This window comes from Methanolobus sp. ZRKC3 (genome assembly GCF_045291275.1).
In the GTDB taxonomy this organism is placed as follows: Archaea; Halobacteriota; Methanosarcinia; order Methanosarcinales; family Methanosarcinaceae; genus Methanolobus.
Genome location: NZ_CP146982.1, coordinates 449,249 through 466,379, shown reverse-complemented (window position 1 = coordinate 466,379; position 17,131 = coordinate 449,249). Strand labels below are relative to the sequence as shown.

Annotated in this window: 15 protein-coding genes, 1 tRNA gene and 1 pseudogene; 6 read left to right on the top strand and 11 right to left on the bottom strand. The window is 42.9% G+C overall.

Translation table 11 applies throughout. The annotated features are described in order from the left end of the window. Position 1: 1 nt before the first annotated feature. The 3 genes from V7O66_RS02265 to V7O66_RS02255 all read right to left on the bottom strand — a co-directional run bounded on the left by V7O66_RS02265 (position 2) and on the right by V7O66_RS02255 (position 1,639). The gene (locus V7O66_RS02265; RefSeq protein WP_406661367.1) at positions 2–361 is read right to left on the bottom strand and encodes a GNAT family N-acetyltransferase; all 360 of its coding nucleotides are present in this window, start codon (positions 359–361) and stop codon (positions 2–4) included. Between the two features lie 618 nt (positions 362–979). Beyond that, a tRNA-Val gene (locus V7O66_RS02260) sits at positions 980–1,056 on the bottom strand. A 280-nt stretch (positions 1,057–1,336) separates the two neighbouring features. Next, positions 1,337–1,639: a Dabb family protein gene (locus V7O66_RS02255; protein WP_406661365.1), complete on the bottom strand. Its 303-nt coding sequence runs from the start codon at positions 1,637–1,639 to the stop codon at positions 1,337–1,339. A 215-nt stretch (positions 1,640–1,854) separates the two neighbouring features. Here V7O66_RS02255 and V7O66_RS02250 point away from each other — a divergent pair, with 215 nt between their 5' ends. Genes V7O66_RS02250 through V7O66_RS02240 form a run of 3 tightly spaced genes read left to right on the top strand, consistent with a single transcriptional unit; the run spans position 1,855 to position 4,299 of the window. Beyond that, positions 1,855–2,478: a magnesium transporter gene (locus V7O66_RS02250; protein WP_406661364.1), complete on the top strand. Its 624-nt coding sequence runs from the start codon at positions 1,855–1,857 to the stop codon at positions 2,476–2,478. Further along, positions 2,475–3,032 carry a magnesium transporter gene (locus V7O66_RS02245; protein ID WP_406661363.1) on the top strand — a complete coding sequence of 186 codons (558 nt, stop codon included), beginning with the start codon at positions 2,475–2,477 and terminating at the stop codon, positions 3,030–3,032. The genes V7O66_RS02250 and V7O66_RS02245 overlap by 4 nt, the downstream gene beginning before the upstream one ends. A 55-nt stretch (positions 3,033–3,087) precedes the next feature. Beyond that, entirely contained in the window at positions 3,088–4,299 is a 1,212-nt protein-coding gene (locus V7O66_RS02240; protein WP_406661362.1) for a potassium channel family protein, read from the top strand. A gap of 23 nt (positions 4,300–4,322) precedes the next feature. Here the strand turns inward: V7O66_RS02240 and rpiA are convergent, their stop codons facing one another. The 4 genes from rpiA to argH form a co-directional block, all read right to left on the bottom strand. Next, positions 4,323–5,018: a ribose 5-phosphate isomerase A gene (gene rpiA, locus V7O66_RS02235; protein ID WP_406661361.1), complete on the bottom strand. Its 696-nt coding sequence runs from the start codon at positions 5,016–5,018 to the stop codon at positions 4,323–4,325. Between the two features lie 22 nt (positions 5,019–5,040). Further along, positions 5,041–6,372, bottom strand: a complete 1,332-nt coding sequence (aspS, locus tag V7O66_RS02230; RefSeq protein WP_406661360.1) for an aspartate--tRNA(Asn) ligase — start codon at positions 6,370–6,372, stop codon at positions 5,041–5,043. A 105-nt stretch (positions 6,373–6,477) separates the two neighbouring features. Next, entirely contained in the window at positions 6,478–7,731 is a 1,254-nt protein-coding gene (gene gatD, locus V7O66_RS02225; protein WP_406661359.1) for a Glu-tRNA(Gln) amidotransferase subunit GatD, read from the bottom strand. 66 nt (positions 7,732–7,797) lie between these two features. Next, positions 7,798–9,279: an argininosuccinate lyase gene (argH, locus tag V7O66_RS02220; protein ID WP_406661358.1), complete on the bottom strand. Its 1,482-nt coding sequence runs from the start codon at positions 9,277–9,279 to the stop codon at positions 7,798–7,800. A 381-nt stretch (positions 9,280–9,660) separates the two neighbouring features. Between argH and V7O66_RS02215 the strand changes: the two are divergent. Continuing rightward, positions 9,661–9,903 (top strand): annotated as a pseudogene (locus V7O66_RS02215) (chemotaxis protein CheW); the annotation flags it as partial. Positions 9,904–9,980: 77 nt separating this feature from the next. Here the strand turns inward: V7O66_RS02215 and V7O66_RS02210 are convergent. Further along, positions 9,981–11,771, bottom strand: coding sequence for an ATP-binding protein (locus V7O66_RS02210; RefSeq protein WP_406661357.1), 1,791 nt, complete (start codon positions 11,769–11,771; stop codon positions 9,981–9,983). A 288-nt stretch (positions 11,772–12,059) separates the two neighbouring features. Between V7O66_RS02210 and V7O66_RS02205 the strand changes: the two genes are divergently transcribed. Continuing rightward, complete coding sequence (locus V7O66_RS02205; RefSeq protein ID WP_406661356.1) at positions 12,060–13,217, top strand: LL-diaminopimelate aminotransferase; 1,158 nt, start codon at positions 12,060–12,062, stop codon at positions 13,215–13,217. A gap of 98 nt (positions 13,218–13,315) precedes the next feature. Here V7O66_RS02205 and V7O66_RS02200 read toward each other — a convergent pair whose 3' ends face one another. From V7O66_RS02200 to V7O66_RS02190, 3 genes are all read right to left on the bottom strand, one after another. Then, positions 13,316–14,092, bottom strand: a complete 777-nt coding sequence (locus tag V7O66_RS02200) for an epoxyqueuosine reductase (protein WP_406661355.1) — start codon at positions 14,090–14,092, stop codon at positions 13,316–13,318. A 148-nt stretch (positions 14,093–14,240) separates the two neighbouring features. Then, positions 14,241–15,335: a chorismate synthase gene (gene aroC, locus V7O66_RS02195; RefSeq protein ID WP_406661354.1), complete on the bottom strand. Its 1,095-nt coding sequence runs from the start codon at positions 15,333–15,335 to the stop codon at positions 14,241–14,243. A gap of 40 nt (positions 15,336–15,375) precedes the next feature. Continuing rightward, a complete protein-coding gene (locus V7O66_RS02190) occupies positions 15,376–16,242 on the bottom strand; it encodes a cation diffusion facilitator family transporter (protein WP_406662534.1) in 867 nt (288 codons plus the stop codon). A gap of 140 nt (positions 16,243–16,382) precedes the next feature. On the opposite strand from V7O66_RS02190, the gene V7O66_RS02185 reads away from it, so the two are divergent. Beyond that, positions 16,383–17,099, top strand: a complete 717-nt coding sequence (locus V7O66_RS02185; RefSeq protein ID WP_406661352.1) for a hypothetical protein — start codon at positions 16,383–16,385, stop codon at positions 17,097–17,099. The last annotated feature ends 32 nt before the right edge of the window (positions 17,100–17,131 follow it).

Sequence of the window (17,131 nt, the reverse complement as noted above, 5' to 3'; positions counted from 1 at the left end):
TTCACCCCCCATATCCCATACTTCTTTTATCTTTCACAACATAAATTTGCCAAATAGTAGGAACTAAATCTTTATTCCATGGGACATGAGTATATGCAAGATAACCAACTGGTTGTGTTTCCGAAAAAATAATGTAACTATTGGGATTATTCTGTATCTGCGGAAGCTGTTTAAAATCGCTTCTTTCTTCTCTTGCTAGTGAGTTGAGATACCTAATTATCCTCAAATCTTCATCTTCTGCTTTCAGAATATAACATCCATCTTTAATTTGTTCACATCGATTAATCGTCTTGCAGTCTACATTTATAATCATTGAGATATGTACCCTATCAATAGCAACAATTACGAATTCTCCCAACATTTAGCAATTTGGACAGTACAACTCTTTTAAGTTTGTTTGATCAGTTATATTATCAGCAACTTCTTCTACTGAATAGTTACAATTTGGACAAATGTTCGTTATTGACAACCCTCCATCCAGAATGATTAACTTCAATAAGATTAAGTAAACTAGGTTTAATGCATTATTATTCTTACTTAAAATAAGCATTGTAGAATAACTATTTTTCCATTTATGTTTACTGAAAAACTATGCTATAACGCCTTATGGAAGTCATCAAACTAACTGCAAAAAAATTGCCAACCAAATGTTATACAACTATTTACTACTAAGAAGGTAATAGTTGATGAAAGCAATAGGTAAATCCAAAATCACAAGGCTCAGCCTTAAAAAAGATATCACATACCCATTAATAAGGTTACCACAATCATACACAGATTTAATTGGAGAAATTGCCCACATATTCAAAACCAAGTACAATGGCAAGACTTTGTTCGTTCTATCCCTAGAAGACGAATTCGATGGTGAACTCCAGGTTGTACAACCCAGCAGTCACTCTGACCTCGAAGCAAGAATAGGATCCCTGGAAAAACAGCTTAAACTATTACAAGAATCAATATCATCAGAACAGAAAGTTTATGGTGGGCCCGATGAGATTCGAACTCATGATCCCCGCCGTGTAAAGGCGGTGTCATAACCGGCTAGACCACGGGCCCACTGCGAATAAGTTAGTGTGTCGGTGACGGTTTCGTCCTCGAGCAACCCCTTAATGCAGCCACTGATATATAAACCTTACTGATGGAAGTGGATTGAACAGTCTGAAAATGATGAAATTCAGATAATTTGGCTCTAATACCGGATACCCCTTATATAGTCCAGGAAGAAAGTATTGTTTTTAGTGGCAATCATGAGAGCAATTGTGGCCATTATGCGCTTTTATGATATCATTCGTGATGGAAATGACGGGCAACTGCTTCAATGTTTGCCGGGGAGCCTTCAGACAATATAATCAACAACAACCCTTTGCTCTGATATGGGGCCGACAAACTCAGCAACCTTTACGTGCTCAGGATGTTTCTGATAGGTGAGCAGTGCATCCTCATCTTCAAAGACCGAATATAGCACCACATCATAGGCGGCATCGGATGAATTAACGTTGATTCCTACCTCTATCTCAGATATTTCGGAGATCTTGCCTTTCAGAGACTCAAGCATATCTTTCATTTTTTTGATATTTTCGACTTTATCCTTACCCTCTGCACCATCTCTTATTTTCCACATAACAATATGTTTTAACATCAATATCACTCCTTAATTTTCCGGAAATATCAATTTCTTCCCGGATCATTCATCATTGACCATAATTCAGATAGTCGATTTCTCCCAACTACTGGCAAAATGATACTTATAACTATTTCATATAAGTATTTCATATCGGACATAATCGAATTTTACCACTCATTCACAGGAAATTGAAATAGGTATTTAAATATTAAAAAGGCGAAATAGGCACTATGTCTTACGACACAAGTCATCAGGAAGATGATGATGAACTGGAGTTTGTCGAGGATTACCTCGGTGACTATGGAAGTATCCAGTCAATATTACGTGAGGCGTTGCCTTTTGAACTCATTGCAACACTTGGTGGTGTCGTATCAGGTATAATCCTGTCCAGAATGACAGGAGAATTACAGATGATCCCCGGACTTATCGTCATAGCTCCTGCCGTACTGGGAATGCGCGGGAATATTTCCTGCACCCTTGGTTCAAGGCTTGGTAGTGCCATACACATGGGTCTTATCACAAAGATCGAGAACAATCCGGAACTCACGAATAACGTTGCAGGTTCATTGCTTTTAAGTTTGATGATGTCTATAGTTCTTGGAATTGTGGGACATGGAATTACCGTTCTGCTTGGCCTTGAAAGTGCAGGCATCCTTGCACTGACATCCATTGCGGTCATAGCAGGCGTATCCTCAGGAATAATCCTGGCTTTTGTAGCCGTCCTGCTGGCTATTGGTATGTTCAGATTCGGTTTTGACCCCGATAATGTGGTCACACCTGCCATTGCCACAATTGGAGATATTGTTTCAATGCTTATGATACTCATCGCAGCAAAGGTGGTGCTTCTGCTGTGACATACTACACCATTAAAGGTATCATTGGAAGAGGTTTCCCAATTCTTGCAGTAACCTCGATAATAGGGATAATAGCAGGGCAGGTGCTCAATGTACAGCTTGAGAACCTCGTTTCAATGCCCATTATCCTGATACTTATACCCGCACTCATCAAGGTAGGCGGAGATACAGGAAGCATGCTGGGAGCCAGGCTTTCATCCTCATTTCACATGGGTCTTGGAAGCCAGCTGCACAGGAATCCTGTAGTGCGTAATAGTGTGCTTGCAGGTCTTATCGTTGGCCTGACGGCATGTACATTCCTCTCCATCGTAGTCTGGATCACCGGAATAGCACTTGGGATTGGAATGCCATTCTCAAAACTGCTGCCTCTTTGCCTGATATCCGGAACATTTGAACTTATAGTTGTCTTTACGGCAACAATTGCAATTGCATTTGCATCCCACAGGTTTGGAATTGATCCCGATGACACGGTCATACCACTGATAGCGACCCTGGGGGACCTTATAGGAGTCTGTGGCATATTTGTCACAATGTACCTGTTGGGTATCGTCTAGATATAACGATCAAATAAATAACACAGAAGTAATACAATAAACTGGTAGAAATATTATGAGTCCGAAGGAAATAAGGTACATTCCACGAAATCTGAAAGATCTCCTGATAGAGATGAAGGATACCTCTGAGCTTATGGTAGACCTGGCATATTCTGCCATGGTTTACGATGATGAAGATATTGCAGAGGAGGTCATCCGGCTTGAAGCAAAAATGGACACACTTGACTATCACATGAAGATAGCAGCGATGCTCAGCACACGGCGTGTCGAGGAAGCAGAAGAAATGTCCGGCGTGTTACAGGTTGCCCGCGCCTCAGAGAATATTTCCAACGCCGCAGGCGACATCGCCAAGATAGTTCTCACGGAAATGGGAATTCCCACTGAGTTGAAGATGGCCCTCAGAGAAGCAGAGGAAACAATAACCAGGGCTACTGTAGGGAATGAATCTGAGATTACAGGGAGAACTCTTGGAGACATAGAACTTGATACCGAGACCGGAATGTGGGTCATCGCGATCCGCAGAAATGATGAATGGATATATGACCCAAGCCACGAGACAAGACTTCGACCTGATGATGTACTTTTTGCCAGAGGTCATGATGAAGGTGTACCCATTTTCATAGAACTTGTGTCCAATCACAAATATGTTCCAAAGGACATTCCCCATGAAAGGTTCCTCATTGACCTTGAGAGGGCAGTTGACGTAATAGTAGAAATGAAGAATATGGGCGAACTTGCAGTGGGACTCGCATATTCAGCCTTGTTATTTGATAACGAGGACATAGCACATGAGGTCAAAGCACTGGAAGTAGAGATCAATGCCATGCAGAACGAACTGCAGCACTGGGTACTTGAAACTGCAAAACACGTGCCTGATGTGAATCGCTTGCGTGGCCTGTTGCATCTGGCAAGTTCATCAGAATCCATTTCAGACGCTGCATATACCATTGCAGACACAGTCCTGAGGGATATAGAACTCCATCCGATAATTGCTATTGCGGTCAGGCAGTCCGATGAGGTTATCACAAAACTTATCGTCGATAGTTGCTCACCAATAGTGGAAAAGACCTTTGGCCAGCTAAAACTCGAAACCGAAACAGGCGTCCATATAATGGCAGTCAAGAGAGGTGACCGTTGGGTATATCGCCCTAATAAGCGAACAGCTATTCAATCAGGGGATGTGCTCATAGCCAGAGGATCACGCACAGGAGAAGATGCATTGTTTGAAATGTGTGCCTGCCCTTTTGAAGGGGAAAATGATTCCTGATCAAAGATGATCAGGACATCAATTTACTTTTTTGTAATTTCCACTGAACCGTCTTTCTTGCCGATGTAGACTTCATCGACATTTGTGAAAATACCGTGTTCCACAACTCCGGTGAGCTGGGAGAGAATGAATGACATCTCAGCAGGATCTTCAATAAATCCAAACTTTCCATCGATAATGAAATTACCATTATCTGATATCACAGGACCATCTTTTTTGGATGCAAGACGAAGCACAGGTTCACCGCCAAGTTCCCTGATCTGCTTTGAGACCAGTTCCTTTGCATAAGGAAGTACTTCTATGGGTACGAAATGGTCCATACCCTCACTGACCTTACCTTCATCTGCAACTATCACAAAGCGCTTTGCAGAACGTGAAACTACCTTTTCACGAGTATGTGCTGCGCCGCCGCCCTTGATCACATTCAGTGCAGCATCTACCTGATCAGCGCCGTCTATGGCAAGATCAAGTTCCGGATGCTCTGCAAGTGATGTAAGAGTAATACCAGCTTCAATGGCAAGCATCTCTGACTGATATGAAGTTACCACTGCGATGATGTTAAGCCCATCTGCAACACGTCTTCCAAGCTCTGCAATTGTGTAAGCTGTGGTAGAGCCGGTACCAAGACCGACTACCATACCATCCTTAACAAGATCTGCTGCTGCAATTCCTGCAGCTTTCTTCTCAGGGCTTTCCCCTGATGGGTTCCTTTCTTTCATGAAGGTACATCCTTAAATAAAATTATGGAGACAGTCTTCGCCTGTCCCTTGGAAACAATACTACATCACGGATGTTATCGACACCCAGCATTGTCATTACAAGTCTTTCACAACCAATACCCCATCCTGCATGTGGTGGCATACCATACCTGAATGCCTTGAGATAGAACTCGAAACCTTCAGGATCCAGACCCTGGGATTCGATCCTGCTTACAAGAAGTTCTGGTATGTGGATACGCTGTGCACCGGATGAAAGTTCCATTGTCCTGTGCATCATGTCGAATCCCTTGGACAATAATGGATTGTCCTCGTATGGCATTGCGTAGAATGGCTTGATCTCGGTTGGCCAGTCTATGATGAAATAATGTGATTCTCCGGTTTCCTTGAACACATGTTCACCGATGGTGTGCTCTGCAGCAGTACCAAGGTCATCTCCCCAGGCAAGCATGTCTCCGCCCTTTGAGTTGACAACTTCTATGGCATCATCATATGTGAGTCTCATGAAAGGAGTCTTTGGAACCTGAAGTTCAACACCCAGGGCTTCCAGTGATGCTGAAGCATTTTCAATGACCTGTTCGTAAACGTAAGCGACCATGTCTTCCAGAATTACCATGACATCGAAATGGTCACAGAAACTTGCCTCAATATCGATGGATGTAGCCTCGTTGAGGTGTCTGCGTGTGTCATGCTCTTCAGCCCTGAAAATAGGACCTATCTCAAATACCCTGTCAAGTCCGCCTGACATCAGTATCTGCTTGAAGAGCTGAGGACTCTGGTTCAGGAAAGCTTCACGATCGAAGTAAGTGATCGGGAAAAGAGAAGTTCCACCTTCTGTAGCTGTGGCAACAACCTTTGGACTGGACGTCTCAAGGAATCCACTGTCTGTAAGGAAGTCCCTTACAGCCCTTAGCACTTCATGCCTGATATTAAAGACAGCAGTGGTCTGCTCCCTCCTGAGGTCAATGAACCTGGAATCGAGACGGGTGTCAAGTTCTGCTTCCACTTTACCTGTGGTATCCATTGGAAGTGGAGACTGTGACTCGTTGAGAAGTTTGATCTCATCCGGGATTATCTCATATCCATTTGGAGCCTTGCCTTCGGGCTTGGCAGTACCTGTCACTGATACGACAGATTCACGCACAAGCTTTCTTGCAGTGTCAAAAAGTTCCTTGTCAATCTTTTTCTTGACAAGTGTTACCTGGCCACGACCGGTACGGTCCCTGACCACAACAAAACAAATACCACCAAGGTCGCGAACCTCGTGTACCCAACCAGCGATAGTGACCTTTTCGTCACCAATCTCTTCAGGGTTGATGGCTGCTGTATAATGTGTCCTAAGATCTGCTAATGACATATATTCACCTGATTTAACTAAAATTATTATAATAAATGATATTTGGCTTCAATAGCTAATTAATTCGTTATAAACCTAATTATTCCAAAAAGAAAACAGACAGGATTATGCAAGACTCCTCTCGGTTATTTCTCCTGCAATATCCTCACCCATCATAGCTGCAACGGCATCATGACCATCTGAGTTACCCAAAGCCCACATGAGTTTTACCAATGCAAGCTCAGGAAGCATGTTCTCGCCCTCTATGGCGCCAGCCTTTATGATATCCCTGCCGGTATCATAGACCCTGTCACATACCCTGCCATTCAGGCACTGGGAAGTCACAACAACTACGATCCCTTTTTTTGTAGCCCTTTCTATCTCTGGTACCCAGTCTGTGGAAACGTGTCCAAGACCAGTTCCCTCAATCACAAGACCACTGTAATCTGCATCGATGAAGTAGGAGAGAATATCAGGACTTGAGCCAGGAGTGAACTTTACAAGTGCGCACTTGCTGTCCAGTTTGTCACGAAGTTCCAGTGGCCTATCGCCTCTTTTCACATATTCCATTGAGGTACTCACTTTCAGTTTCTCGTAGTCAACGTAACCTATAGGTTCTGAATTGATGGATCTGAAAGCGTCCCTTCTGGAAGTATGCATCTTCCTGACCTTCGTTCCGCGGTGGATGGCACATCTGTCATCTGATCCATCGCTATGCATGACAACGGTGACCTCTGCAATATCACTGACTGCAACCTTTGCAGCACATATCACATTCATTGCATTGTCACTGCTTGGCCTGTCAGCACTGCGCTGTGAACCCACAAAGACTATGGGCACTGGAGTCTGGACCATAAAAGATAAAGCTGCGGCAGAGTACATCATAGTATCTGTACCGTGTGCCACGATTATTCCATCGGCACCGTTCTCTATCTCCTCAACTACTGCTCTTGCCAGCTCCTGCCAGTAATCAGCCTTCATGTTCTCGGAAAGGATGTTGTAGATAGCCTTGCCACTGAAATTTGCTATCTCGGTCATTTCAGGAATGGCCTGCAAGATATCGTCTGCGGAGAACTGAGCAGTTACAGCGCCGGTCCTGTAATCGATCTTACTGGCAATCGTACCACCAGTCGACAGAATGGATACTTTCGGAAGACCAGATATAGATTTAGCCTCAGCTTTTCCTGCAGGTTTAGTGATTACTTCCATGTCCTGCTTTTTTTGTACTATCGTGACAGTGGCACCCTCTTGATCAATACCTGCATTGTAACCACTGATCATCTTTACAATTATATGACCGGTGGTGCTGGGCATGGCTATACCTTCATAAGCCACACCATTTTTCTCAACCTTTACTCTGTCACCCTCTTCAAATTCCATGATATCCCTCAATGATCGTAATATAATGATTGTTTTCTGTTAATCCATACATTCCGGGAATTCACCCTATTTTTTACCTTCGACACAGTCCTGTGCCACAACGAACAGTCGGTTCAGGGAGTTCTCGATCATGTAGTTCAACTCACTTATTGCAAACTTTTCTTCTTCGAGGTTGTCCTCACGAGCAGCTATTGCCCTGCTTACCTCATCAGGAGCAGGACCACCAGTCACAGTTCGCTTACTGATATTCATTACCGGATCTAAGGCTTCTGCGATCATCGCTTCGGTCAGTCCTCTGGAACTCAGACCTTCGCCCAGTATAGTTTGGGAAACTTCATCAACATCAGCCAGAGACGGATTGCCATCGCCCCTTGCAAGAACACCCACTATCTGGTGCGCTGTCCTGAAAGGAATACCGGCTGCCCTTACCATTGTATCGGCAAGTTCTGTGGCGGTTGTGAAACCCGTGGTGGATTGCATTGCCATGACATCTGCATTCACATTCATTGTTGCGATCATTCCGGTCATGATCCTAACAGCGCTTCGGGTTGTTTCCACAGAGCGCCATGCATTCGGAGTAGCTTCCTGAAGATCGCGATTATAACTCAATGGAAGACCCTTGCAGATAGTCAAAAGTGTCATGAGAGATCCTATGGCAACACCAGACTTACCCCGCATAAGTTCAGCAGTGTCCGGATTTTTCTTCTGGGGCATTATGGATGATGTGGAAGCATACATGTCATCCAGTTCTATGAAATTGAATTCCGTACTGGACCATATAACGATCTCTTCTGCCATCTTGCTGAGATTTATCATAATGTTGGCCATAACAGCAGCGGATTCTATGAGAAAATCACGGCTGCTCACAGCATCCATTGAGTTTTCTATAAGTCCTCCGAATCCAAGAAGAAAGCAGGTCCTTCCCCTGTCGAGATCAAAGCCGGTTGAAGCAAAGGCTGCTGCACCAAGCGGGCTTTTATTTATCCTTGAGAATGCATCTGAAACACGAGCTGTATCCCTTGATAAAGCATCAGAATGCGCAAGCAGGTGGTGAGCCAGGGTTGTGGGTTGTGCATGCTGCAGATGTGTGAAACCCGGCATGAGAGTATTGATGTTCTCTGCAGCTTTATTAATAAGGGATGCACGCAGAGCCGTAAGCTCTTCCATGAGAGAAAGCATTTCATCCCTCAATCTGATCCTCATACAAGTTGCAACCTCATCGTTACGGGAGCGACCGGAATGCATCCTGCCACCTATATCCTCGCCAACGATATCAATAAGCCTGGATTCAAGCGATATGTGTATATCCTCATAGCTATGATCGAGAGCCTCTATTCCATCTTCCCGGATCTTGAAAAGACCCTGGAGAATGGCACTGCAGTCATCTTCTCTGATAATTCCCTGCTCTTTGAGCATTATGGTGTGTGCCATGTCCACCAGGACATCAGCTTCAAATATCCATTTGTCAGCTGCCATTGAAGATGTGAAATCCATTATATCCTTATCAGGAGTTGAGGACAAACGTCCTCTGCGTAAAATATCGCTCATGTGAACCTCAATAACCTTATCTGTTTGATGATAAAAATAACCTTGATTTTGTAGCGTGGTATGATTTGAACAGTTAAATAAGAATCGGTTTTTTAAATGTATGATTTTCATCGACAGTAGCCTTAGCATGAATGATATTGATTCCATTTTACTGATATTTTTAACTGGATAATGATTTATAGACTATTTAATATATTAATTCGACTATTGTTATGGGTGTTATGGGCATTATTGTTATTATTGTAGCTACTTAATTAAAATTAATCAACTATTTTCATAAGGGAAATAATGACTGACGAAGCAACACAATTTCAGGTTGGTAATTCAGATTATCTTCTTCAACTTGTTATATTCAAATAAGGAACAAAAGAATTTGGCCTTGAAGCAAAAGAGATTACTGATGAATCATGCATCGTAGTAGTAGATATTAATGGAACCATTGCAGGAATGATGGTGGAATCGGCAAGTGAGGTTATTCGCATGCCTGGAAGAAACGTAGGCCCTACGCCCAAGATAATATCCCAGAAGATCAATGCCGAATACCTCAAAAGTGTCGGAAAATTAGATGAAAGAATGCTAATACTACCTGACCTGGAAAATATCATGAATGAAACAGCAGCATAACACAATATTGTTACAATCTTTATTTATTTCACTAGTTGTGCAGAAATAATTCTGCGCATATAATCTTTTTAGAATTATTACTCCCCAGGAAGCTCAACATGGACTTTTGTACCCACGCCTTTTTCACTTTCCAGCCAGATCTTGCCACCATGATCCTCCACAATTACCTTGCTTACGTAAAGTCCCAACCCGTTGCCACCATAGCTGCGTGTTGATGAACTGTCGATCTGATAGAACTTATGGAATAAATTTGTAACATATTCTTCCGGAATGCCAATACCATCATCTTCCACAGTAATACGTAGATTGCCATCTTCGCAGAATACTGAAAATTTGACGTTTCCATTGTCAGGTGTGAACTTGATGGCATTATCCAGAAGATTCATGAATACGCGAGGAAGGTAATCCGCATCCCCGTTCACATATACGGCATCAAGACAATAATCATTGGAAATTGATATATTCTTTCCACTTGCTTTTGTAGAAAACTGATGTAGACTAGTATTGATAATATCGTTCAATAAAATACGTTCAAATCGATACTTGACCTTTCCACTCTGGGAGCTACTTGCAAAGAGGAGAGAATCAATGAGACTCTGTAAACTCTTAGATTTGTCGACAACTTTTCCAATTGCATTCAATTGTTTTTCTGTCAGCGGACCAAATGTACCGTCATGCAACAATTCACTAAATCCTCTTATGGAAGTAAGAGGTGTGTTTAGCTCATGCCTTAGATTTGAAAGGAATTCATCTTTTAACTTATCCAGAGACTGAAGTTCCTCATATGCTTTCTCAAGTTCCTCAGTTGAACTTTTCAATGCAGTTTCAGTTATTTTACGCTCGGTTATATCGCGTATATGCTCCACTGCCATCACAACATCATTGTTCTTATCAAAAACAGGGAATGCACGGTATTCCATGATCTTCCCATCAGCTGGATTTTCTCGCTCGATTTCAGCTACATCACCTGTTGAAAATACACCTTTCACATAACACGGATCACATGGAGCCTCACGCTTCATAAAACAATTATAACAATGAGGATGACCATCACGCTTTTCGACAGGTACGGACAGGTCACTTTTCCAGTTGCTTGTAACAACCCTCAAATCCCTGTCAACGACGACAATGAGATCCTGAAGTGCATTGAATGTACTTGAAAGCAGTTCTTTTTGCTGGTATAGAGCATCTTCAGATAATTTATCCTTGGTAATGTCAGCAATAAGACAGACACCACCCTCTATCTTATTATCCATGGATCTGCGAGGGACATAATAGGATTTCAGATAAACGGTTTCCTCATCCAGATCTAGAGAATATTCACTCTCATAATAAGGGAATATATCACTATGAGAACTGAAAAGTGATTGCTCCAGGCGTTCATCACTTACAAAATCAGACACCTCAGCCCCAATGATTTGATCCCGGCTTGTGTCGAATATTTTCGAAAGACTCTTGTTACAGTGAGTGATTATACCATCCTTATCTATGAATATCCCAAGAGGAGATGATTCAAAAATGACCCTGTACCTTTTTTCAGAATCAAGGAGGGCATCTTCAATGGTCTTTCGCTCCACTACCTTGCACAGGCGTGAAACAATAATATCAAGCAGCTTTTTATCTTCTTTCAAAAATGGACCGATATCGCAAACCGGTCTTTCCTCAAGATATACAACCCGCAGGTTGCCCCTTACTTTCCCATGCACTACTATGTCCACAGATAGATTCCATGGAGTATTTTTGTAGTTTTCAGAATGGTATACATCATCATCCAGTGTTATACATGCTTCAGCAATCTCCGGGAATTGGCATGCAGGAGGAATACGGCTTAAAATGCCTTTAAGAAGAGACTTCAAAGGGATGTGCATATCAAATAGATTAGTAATGCTGTAAATGCATTCCAGCTCTCTTTCCCTTTTTTCCAATGTAGAGATTTCGTTCCCACTAACGACAACCAACACCTATCCTATAATTATATATTTTATATTTATATTTTTTATATTAATAGATTTCGACTGGTTTAAAAAATACATACTATCAGTAGGATGTTTACGATGTTTAACGCATGTTTTTAAATATCTGTGTGGCAATAGGAAAGACGATATTTGCATTTAAAGAGAGCAAATAACAAAATATTAAAATTACCAGGTGAACACATGTACTCTGACAGGATTACCTCATTACCCCCATACTTGTTTGCAACTATAGATGCAGCAAAAGCGAATATGAAAGCAAAAGGCGTAGATGTTATCGACCTTGGAGTAGGTGACCCGGACCAGCCAACACCTCCCCATATAGTGGATTCTATGTGTGATGCAGTACGCAATCCTGCAACCCACAGATATCCATCCTACACCGGCATGCTCAGTTTCAGGGAAGCTGCAACCAACTGGTGCAAGGAAAGCAGGGGACTCGACTTAGACCCGGCTACCGAGGCACTTACACTCATTGGTTCAAAGGAAGGAGTTGCACATCTGCCTCTTGCTTTTATCAATCCAGGAGACATAGCACTCTGTCCGGACCCTGCATATCCGGTTTACAAGATCGGAACTGAATTCGCTGGTGGAAAAGCTCACATCATGCCACTTCTGGAAGAGAATGATTTCCTGCCAGACCTAGAGGCAATTTCAAAGGATGTGCTTGCCAAAACAAAGATGATGTTCCTCAACTATCCGAACAATCCTACCTCTGCAACCGCAGACACAAAGTTCTTCGAAGAGGTTGTACAGTTCGCCCGCGAGAACAACATCGTAGTGATCCATGACAACGCATATTCAGAGATGTGCTATGACGGCTACAAGGCACCTAGTTTCCTGAGTGTTGATGGTGCAATGGAAGTCGGTATGGAACTCTATTCCCTCTCCAAGACATACAACATGACCGGATGGAGACTTGCCTTTGCGGTCGGTAACAAAGAAGCAATCCAGGGATTCGGAAAAGTAAAATCAAACATCGATTCCGGAGCATTCGATGCTATTCAGATGGCAGGCATTACAGCACTCTCATCTTCCCAGCAGTGTGTTGCTGACATGAACAAGATCTATGAAGAAAGAAGAGATGTTCTGCTTAAAGGACTGAACGGAATCGGTCTTGATGTAAAAGCACCAAAGGCAACTTTCTATGTATGGACACCTGTACCTGACGGACACGATTCCATTGGTTTCTCCAAACTCCTGCTTGAAGAGGCAGGCATTGTTGCAACACCAGGTGTTGGATTTGGTGAACACGGAGAAGGCTACATACGCTTCGCACTAACCCAGACAGCAGAAAGGATATCAGAAGCTGTTGGAAGGATGGAAAAACTCACTATCTGAAACCATCCTTTTATTTTTTACTTTTTTGTTATTTTTAAGATTTGCATACTTTGAAAAAGTTTTGCAAAGATCATTTCCAGTCAAACCAAAATTTGCCATCAAACAGGCTCTCTATTTTCAGGAGCTATATTCTTATCAATAGATTTTCCATAGGGACAGGTAAGGTTGCATATAGTGCAGGACATGAAACCATGCCTGGAAATTCTCCGAATGTGTTTTTCCCACTTGTCATCGAGATCCTCGTCGAATTTATGAGCTACAACACACTTGTCGTAGATCACTTTCTGCCCCGGTAGTACTCCCTGGGAAGGACCAGGTATTATAGCCTGATATGGACAACTTATGACACATCTGGATCTCTTTTGACAGAGCGGCTGTTCGGCACAGAGGTCACGGTTAAATGGTTCATCGGGTTCGAGTTCTGCATTGGTCAACACCGAGATCCAGCGCACTCGCGGGCCATATTCAGGAGTTATTACCTGGGTATTGTGTCCGATAAAGCCCAATCCTGCAAGATGTGCTGCCACCTTTATGTGTACATCATGGCTTGGTACAGCATCGTATCCCATGTCTTTAAGCCAGGAGCTGATCCTCCATGCACGAGCCTCGGTTACTTCATAGTAAAGACTATGGCATTTTGCATTTCCAACAGACGATACTCCAGCATTCGATATGCTGACATTCATCCCTTCATCCATTATCACCATACCCAGCACAAACAGAGATCTTGCATCTGGCATGACCTCAGATGGGCGCATGAGACCACGGCCAGGCAGAACATCAACTTCTTCCATCTTTTTGATGTTTGAAACACCAAATAACTGGAATCCTTCGTCTAAAGCCTTTTTATGAATTCTTTCCTTCAAGACCACCATATCACTTCTCTATGAAAATATAACCAGAATAAAATGAATTCAATTACAGAGCCGAAAACAGCAAAAAAACACTTTTAACAAACGAGATATCAGAATTGCTGCGCAATAAAAAAAGATAAAGGGGAAATGAAAGTGCCCTTATTCTTTTTTACAATAACGAATCAGGATCTATACGACCACTTCTGATCATATGGTCTGCAATGACAAGTGCTATCATTGACTCTGCAACCGGTACCATCCTCGGAGGGATCGTGGGATCGTGACGACCATGTATCGCAACATCGATCTCTTCCATACTTTTAAGATCAACACTTTTCTGGGTCTTGGATATTGAAGGAGTCGGTTTTACAGCTGCACGACAAACTATGGGCATTCCTGTGGAAATCCCACCAATGATACCACCTGCATTATTGGTATCCTGAACCACGGCGCCATCCTCAAGAATGAAGGCATCGTTCATCTGACTGCCAGCCATGCCTGCACATTCAAAACCTGCACCTATCTCAACACCTTTTACGGCACCTATACCCATTAGTGCAGCAGCAATATCGGCATCCAGTTTGCTGAACACGGGCTCTCCAAGACCTCTTGGAACTCCTGTGGCAATTATCTCAACAATACCACCAATACTATCACCCTCTTCACGGGCAAGTCTCACACGTTGCAGCATCTCTTCGGCTGCTTCAAGGTCTGCACACCGGACAGGTGTTGCATCAACGTTTTTGCGCACATCCTCAAGAGGAAGAGATGAAGCCTTGATACCGCCAAGTTCCACAACGTGTGCAATGACATCAATACCTGAAATGTCCAGCAGTTTTCTGGCAATTGCCCCTGCTGCGACCCTGCCAATGGTTTCCCTGCCTGATGACCTGCCGCCACCTCTGTGGTCGCGTATACCATATTTTTCAGTATAGAAAAGGTCGGCATGGCCAGGTCTTGGAATGTCCCTGATATAATCATAAGCATTCGGATTTGCATTCTTGTTCCAGACAAGCATGGATATGGGAGTTCCTGTGGTCTTACCCTCAAATACACCGGAAAGTATTTCCACTGAATCTGATTCTGATCGAGGGGTAGAAACCTCGTTCTGTCCAGGACGACGCCTGTCCAGGTCTTTCTGTATATCCTCTTCAGAAATTTCAAGTCCTGCAGGTACACCGTCAACCACTACACCTACAGCCTTTCCATGTGATTCTCCCCAGGTTGTGATCCTGAAAGAATGTCCAAAGGTGTTTCCCGGCATGAGAGTATAGAATCCCTGATATTATTTATAATTATAATTTTCACTGCTCTTCTGATGGCTCTATATGCACCAGAACTTCCTCCACACCTTCAAATCTCTCTTTGAGACGGTACTGGACAATGTGAGCAAGCTTATGTGATTTGTAGGTTGACATTTCAGGATCCACCTGAATATGCAGGTCGACAAAAATATTTCCTTGTGAACCACGTGTACGAATGTTGTGACAGCCCATGATACCTTCAATATCATCTATGTTGCTACATATATCATCAGGATCAATGCGGGATTCATCACAGAGGATGGAGACACTGCTAAAGATTATCTGGATTCCTGCATGCAGGATCACAATCGCAACCAATATGGAAATTATTGGATCGACCAACGGGTAACCTGCTTTGATCACAGCAAGTCCCAATATGACAGACAGGGACACATAAATATCACTTTTAGTATGCGCTGCGTCAGCGATCAGCACATCACTATTAAGCTTTTCACCGTTCTTGCGTTCGTAGGTAGTCACTGCAAAATTGACCGCCATTGTGGCGATCATAACAGCAAAACTGAAAATTGTGACCTCAGGAGAAGAGCCGTTACCAAATCTTTCAAAGGCGGAGTGCACGATCTCAAATGCCACTATTCCAAGTAAAACTGCAATGAAGATCGATGCTATGGTCTCAAACTTCCTATGACCATATGGATGTTCTTTATCAGGAGGTTTGGAAGCTATCTGTATTCCAACAAGCCCAATTATATTGGATACACCATCAAAAAGAGAATGATAACCATCAGACTGCATACTGAGTACATTTGTCAGCATACCGTAGGCCAGTTTGGCAAAAGCTACCGCCAGATTCAGAAATAGCACATAGAACATGATCCGTTGCATTTTTCTGAAGCGCGAATCCATGTTGTGCATGCTGGCAATTACGACTGCGAACAATATAAAACATCTGATAATTCAATCTAACAATTAAAGGATAAACAATAAACATATTATATATCAATACTAAATATACAAATCTGTTTTGAAACAAGACTGGTGATATTTTGATACTCCCAAAAAGCAAAAATATTTTGATCCTTATTTTTATTTTCCTGATATCCACATCATTGGGATGCCTTGAAACTCCTGTTGCAACTCCTGCACTCATTGATGAAGATGCACTGACAGCCTACGGATGGTCGCAGGCAGAGGATATCCAATACAACACTTTCGAGCAGGAACTATCCAATTCCACAAATTTGACATTTAACAGTACAGTGGTGACTTACCGCAACGACAGGCTTGCCAGCGATATTGAAGCACAGGCGCAGGTATTCAGAGATGAGTACAGACTCCCTTCAGACGTGCCAGTCCCAATGCTCAAGGCAGTGATCATAACCAACCGCATTACACTCCCGGGAAAGGCGAATGTGCCCTCTGAACTTATCGCGAAGATCCTTGAGAGCAGCATTGAAGATGCCAACGAACAGAACAGTGTTGAATCTTTCAATGAAAGTAGCAAAATGCAGCTTACTGCAGATAATGGAGCAGCTATTCATCTATCCACATTCACCGGCTCTACGCACATGGAGAACAGCAGCCTGAGAATACTGGGATTTGTAGCACTTATTGAAAGCCAGGATTCCAGTACGATAGTGTACGGAATGGTACCAAACGGAACATTCCCTGTTAATATCGGGCCACTGGAAGCGGATCTGTTCTCCATTGACGGCGAAAAAGAGCTCAATGAGATGATAGAACTTATCAAGACGATAGATTAACTGTAACCGGAAATTATAATTGATATTAACCC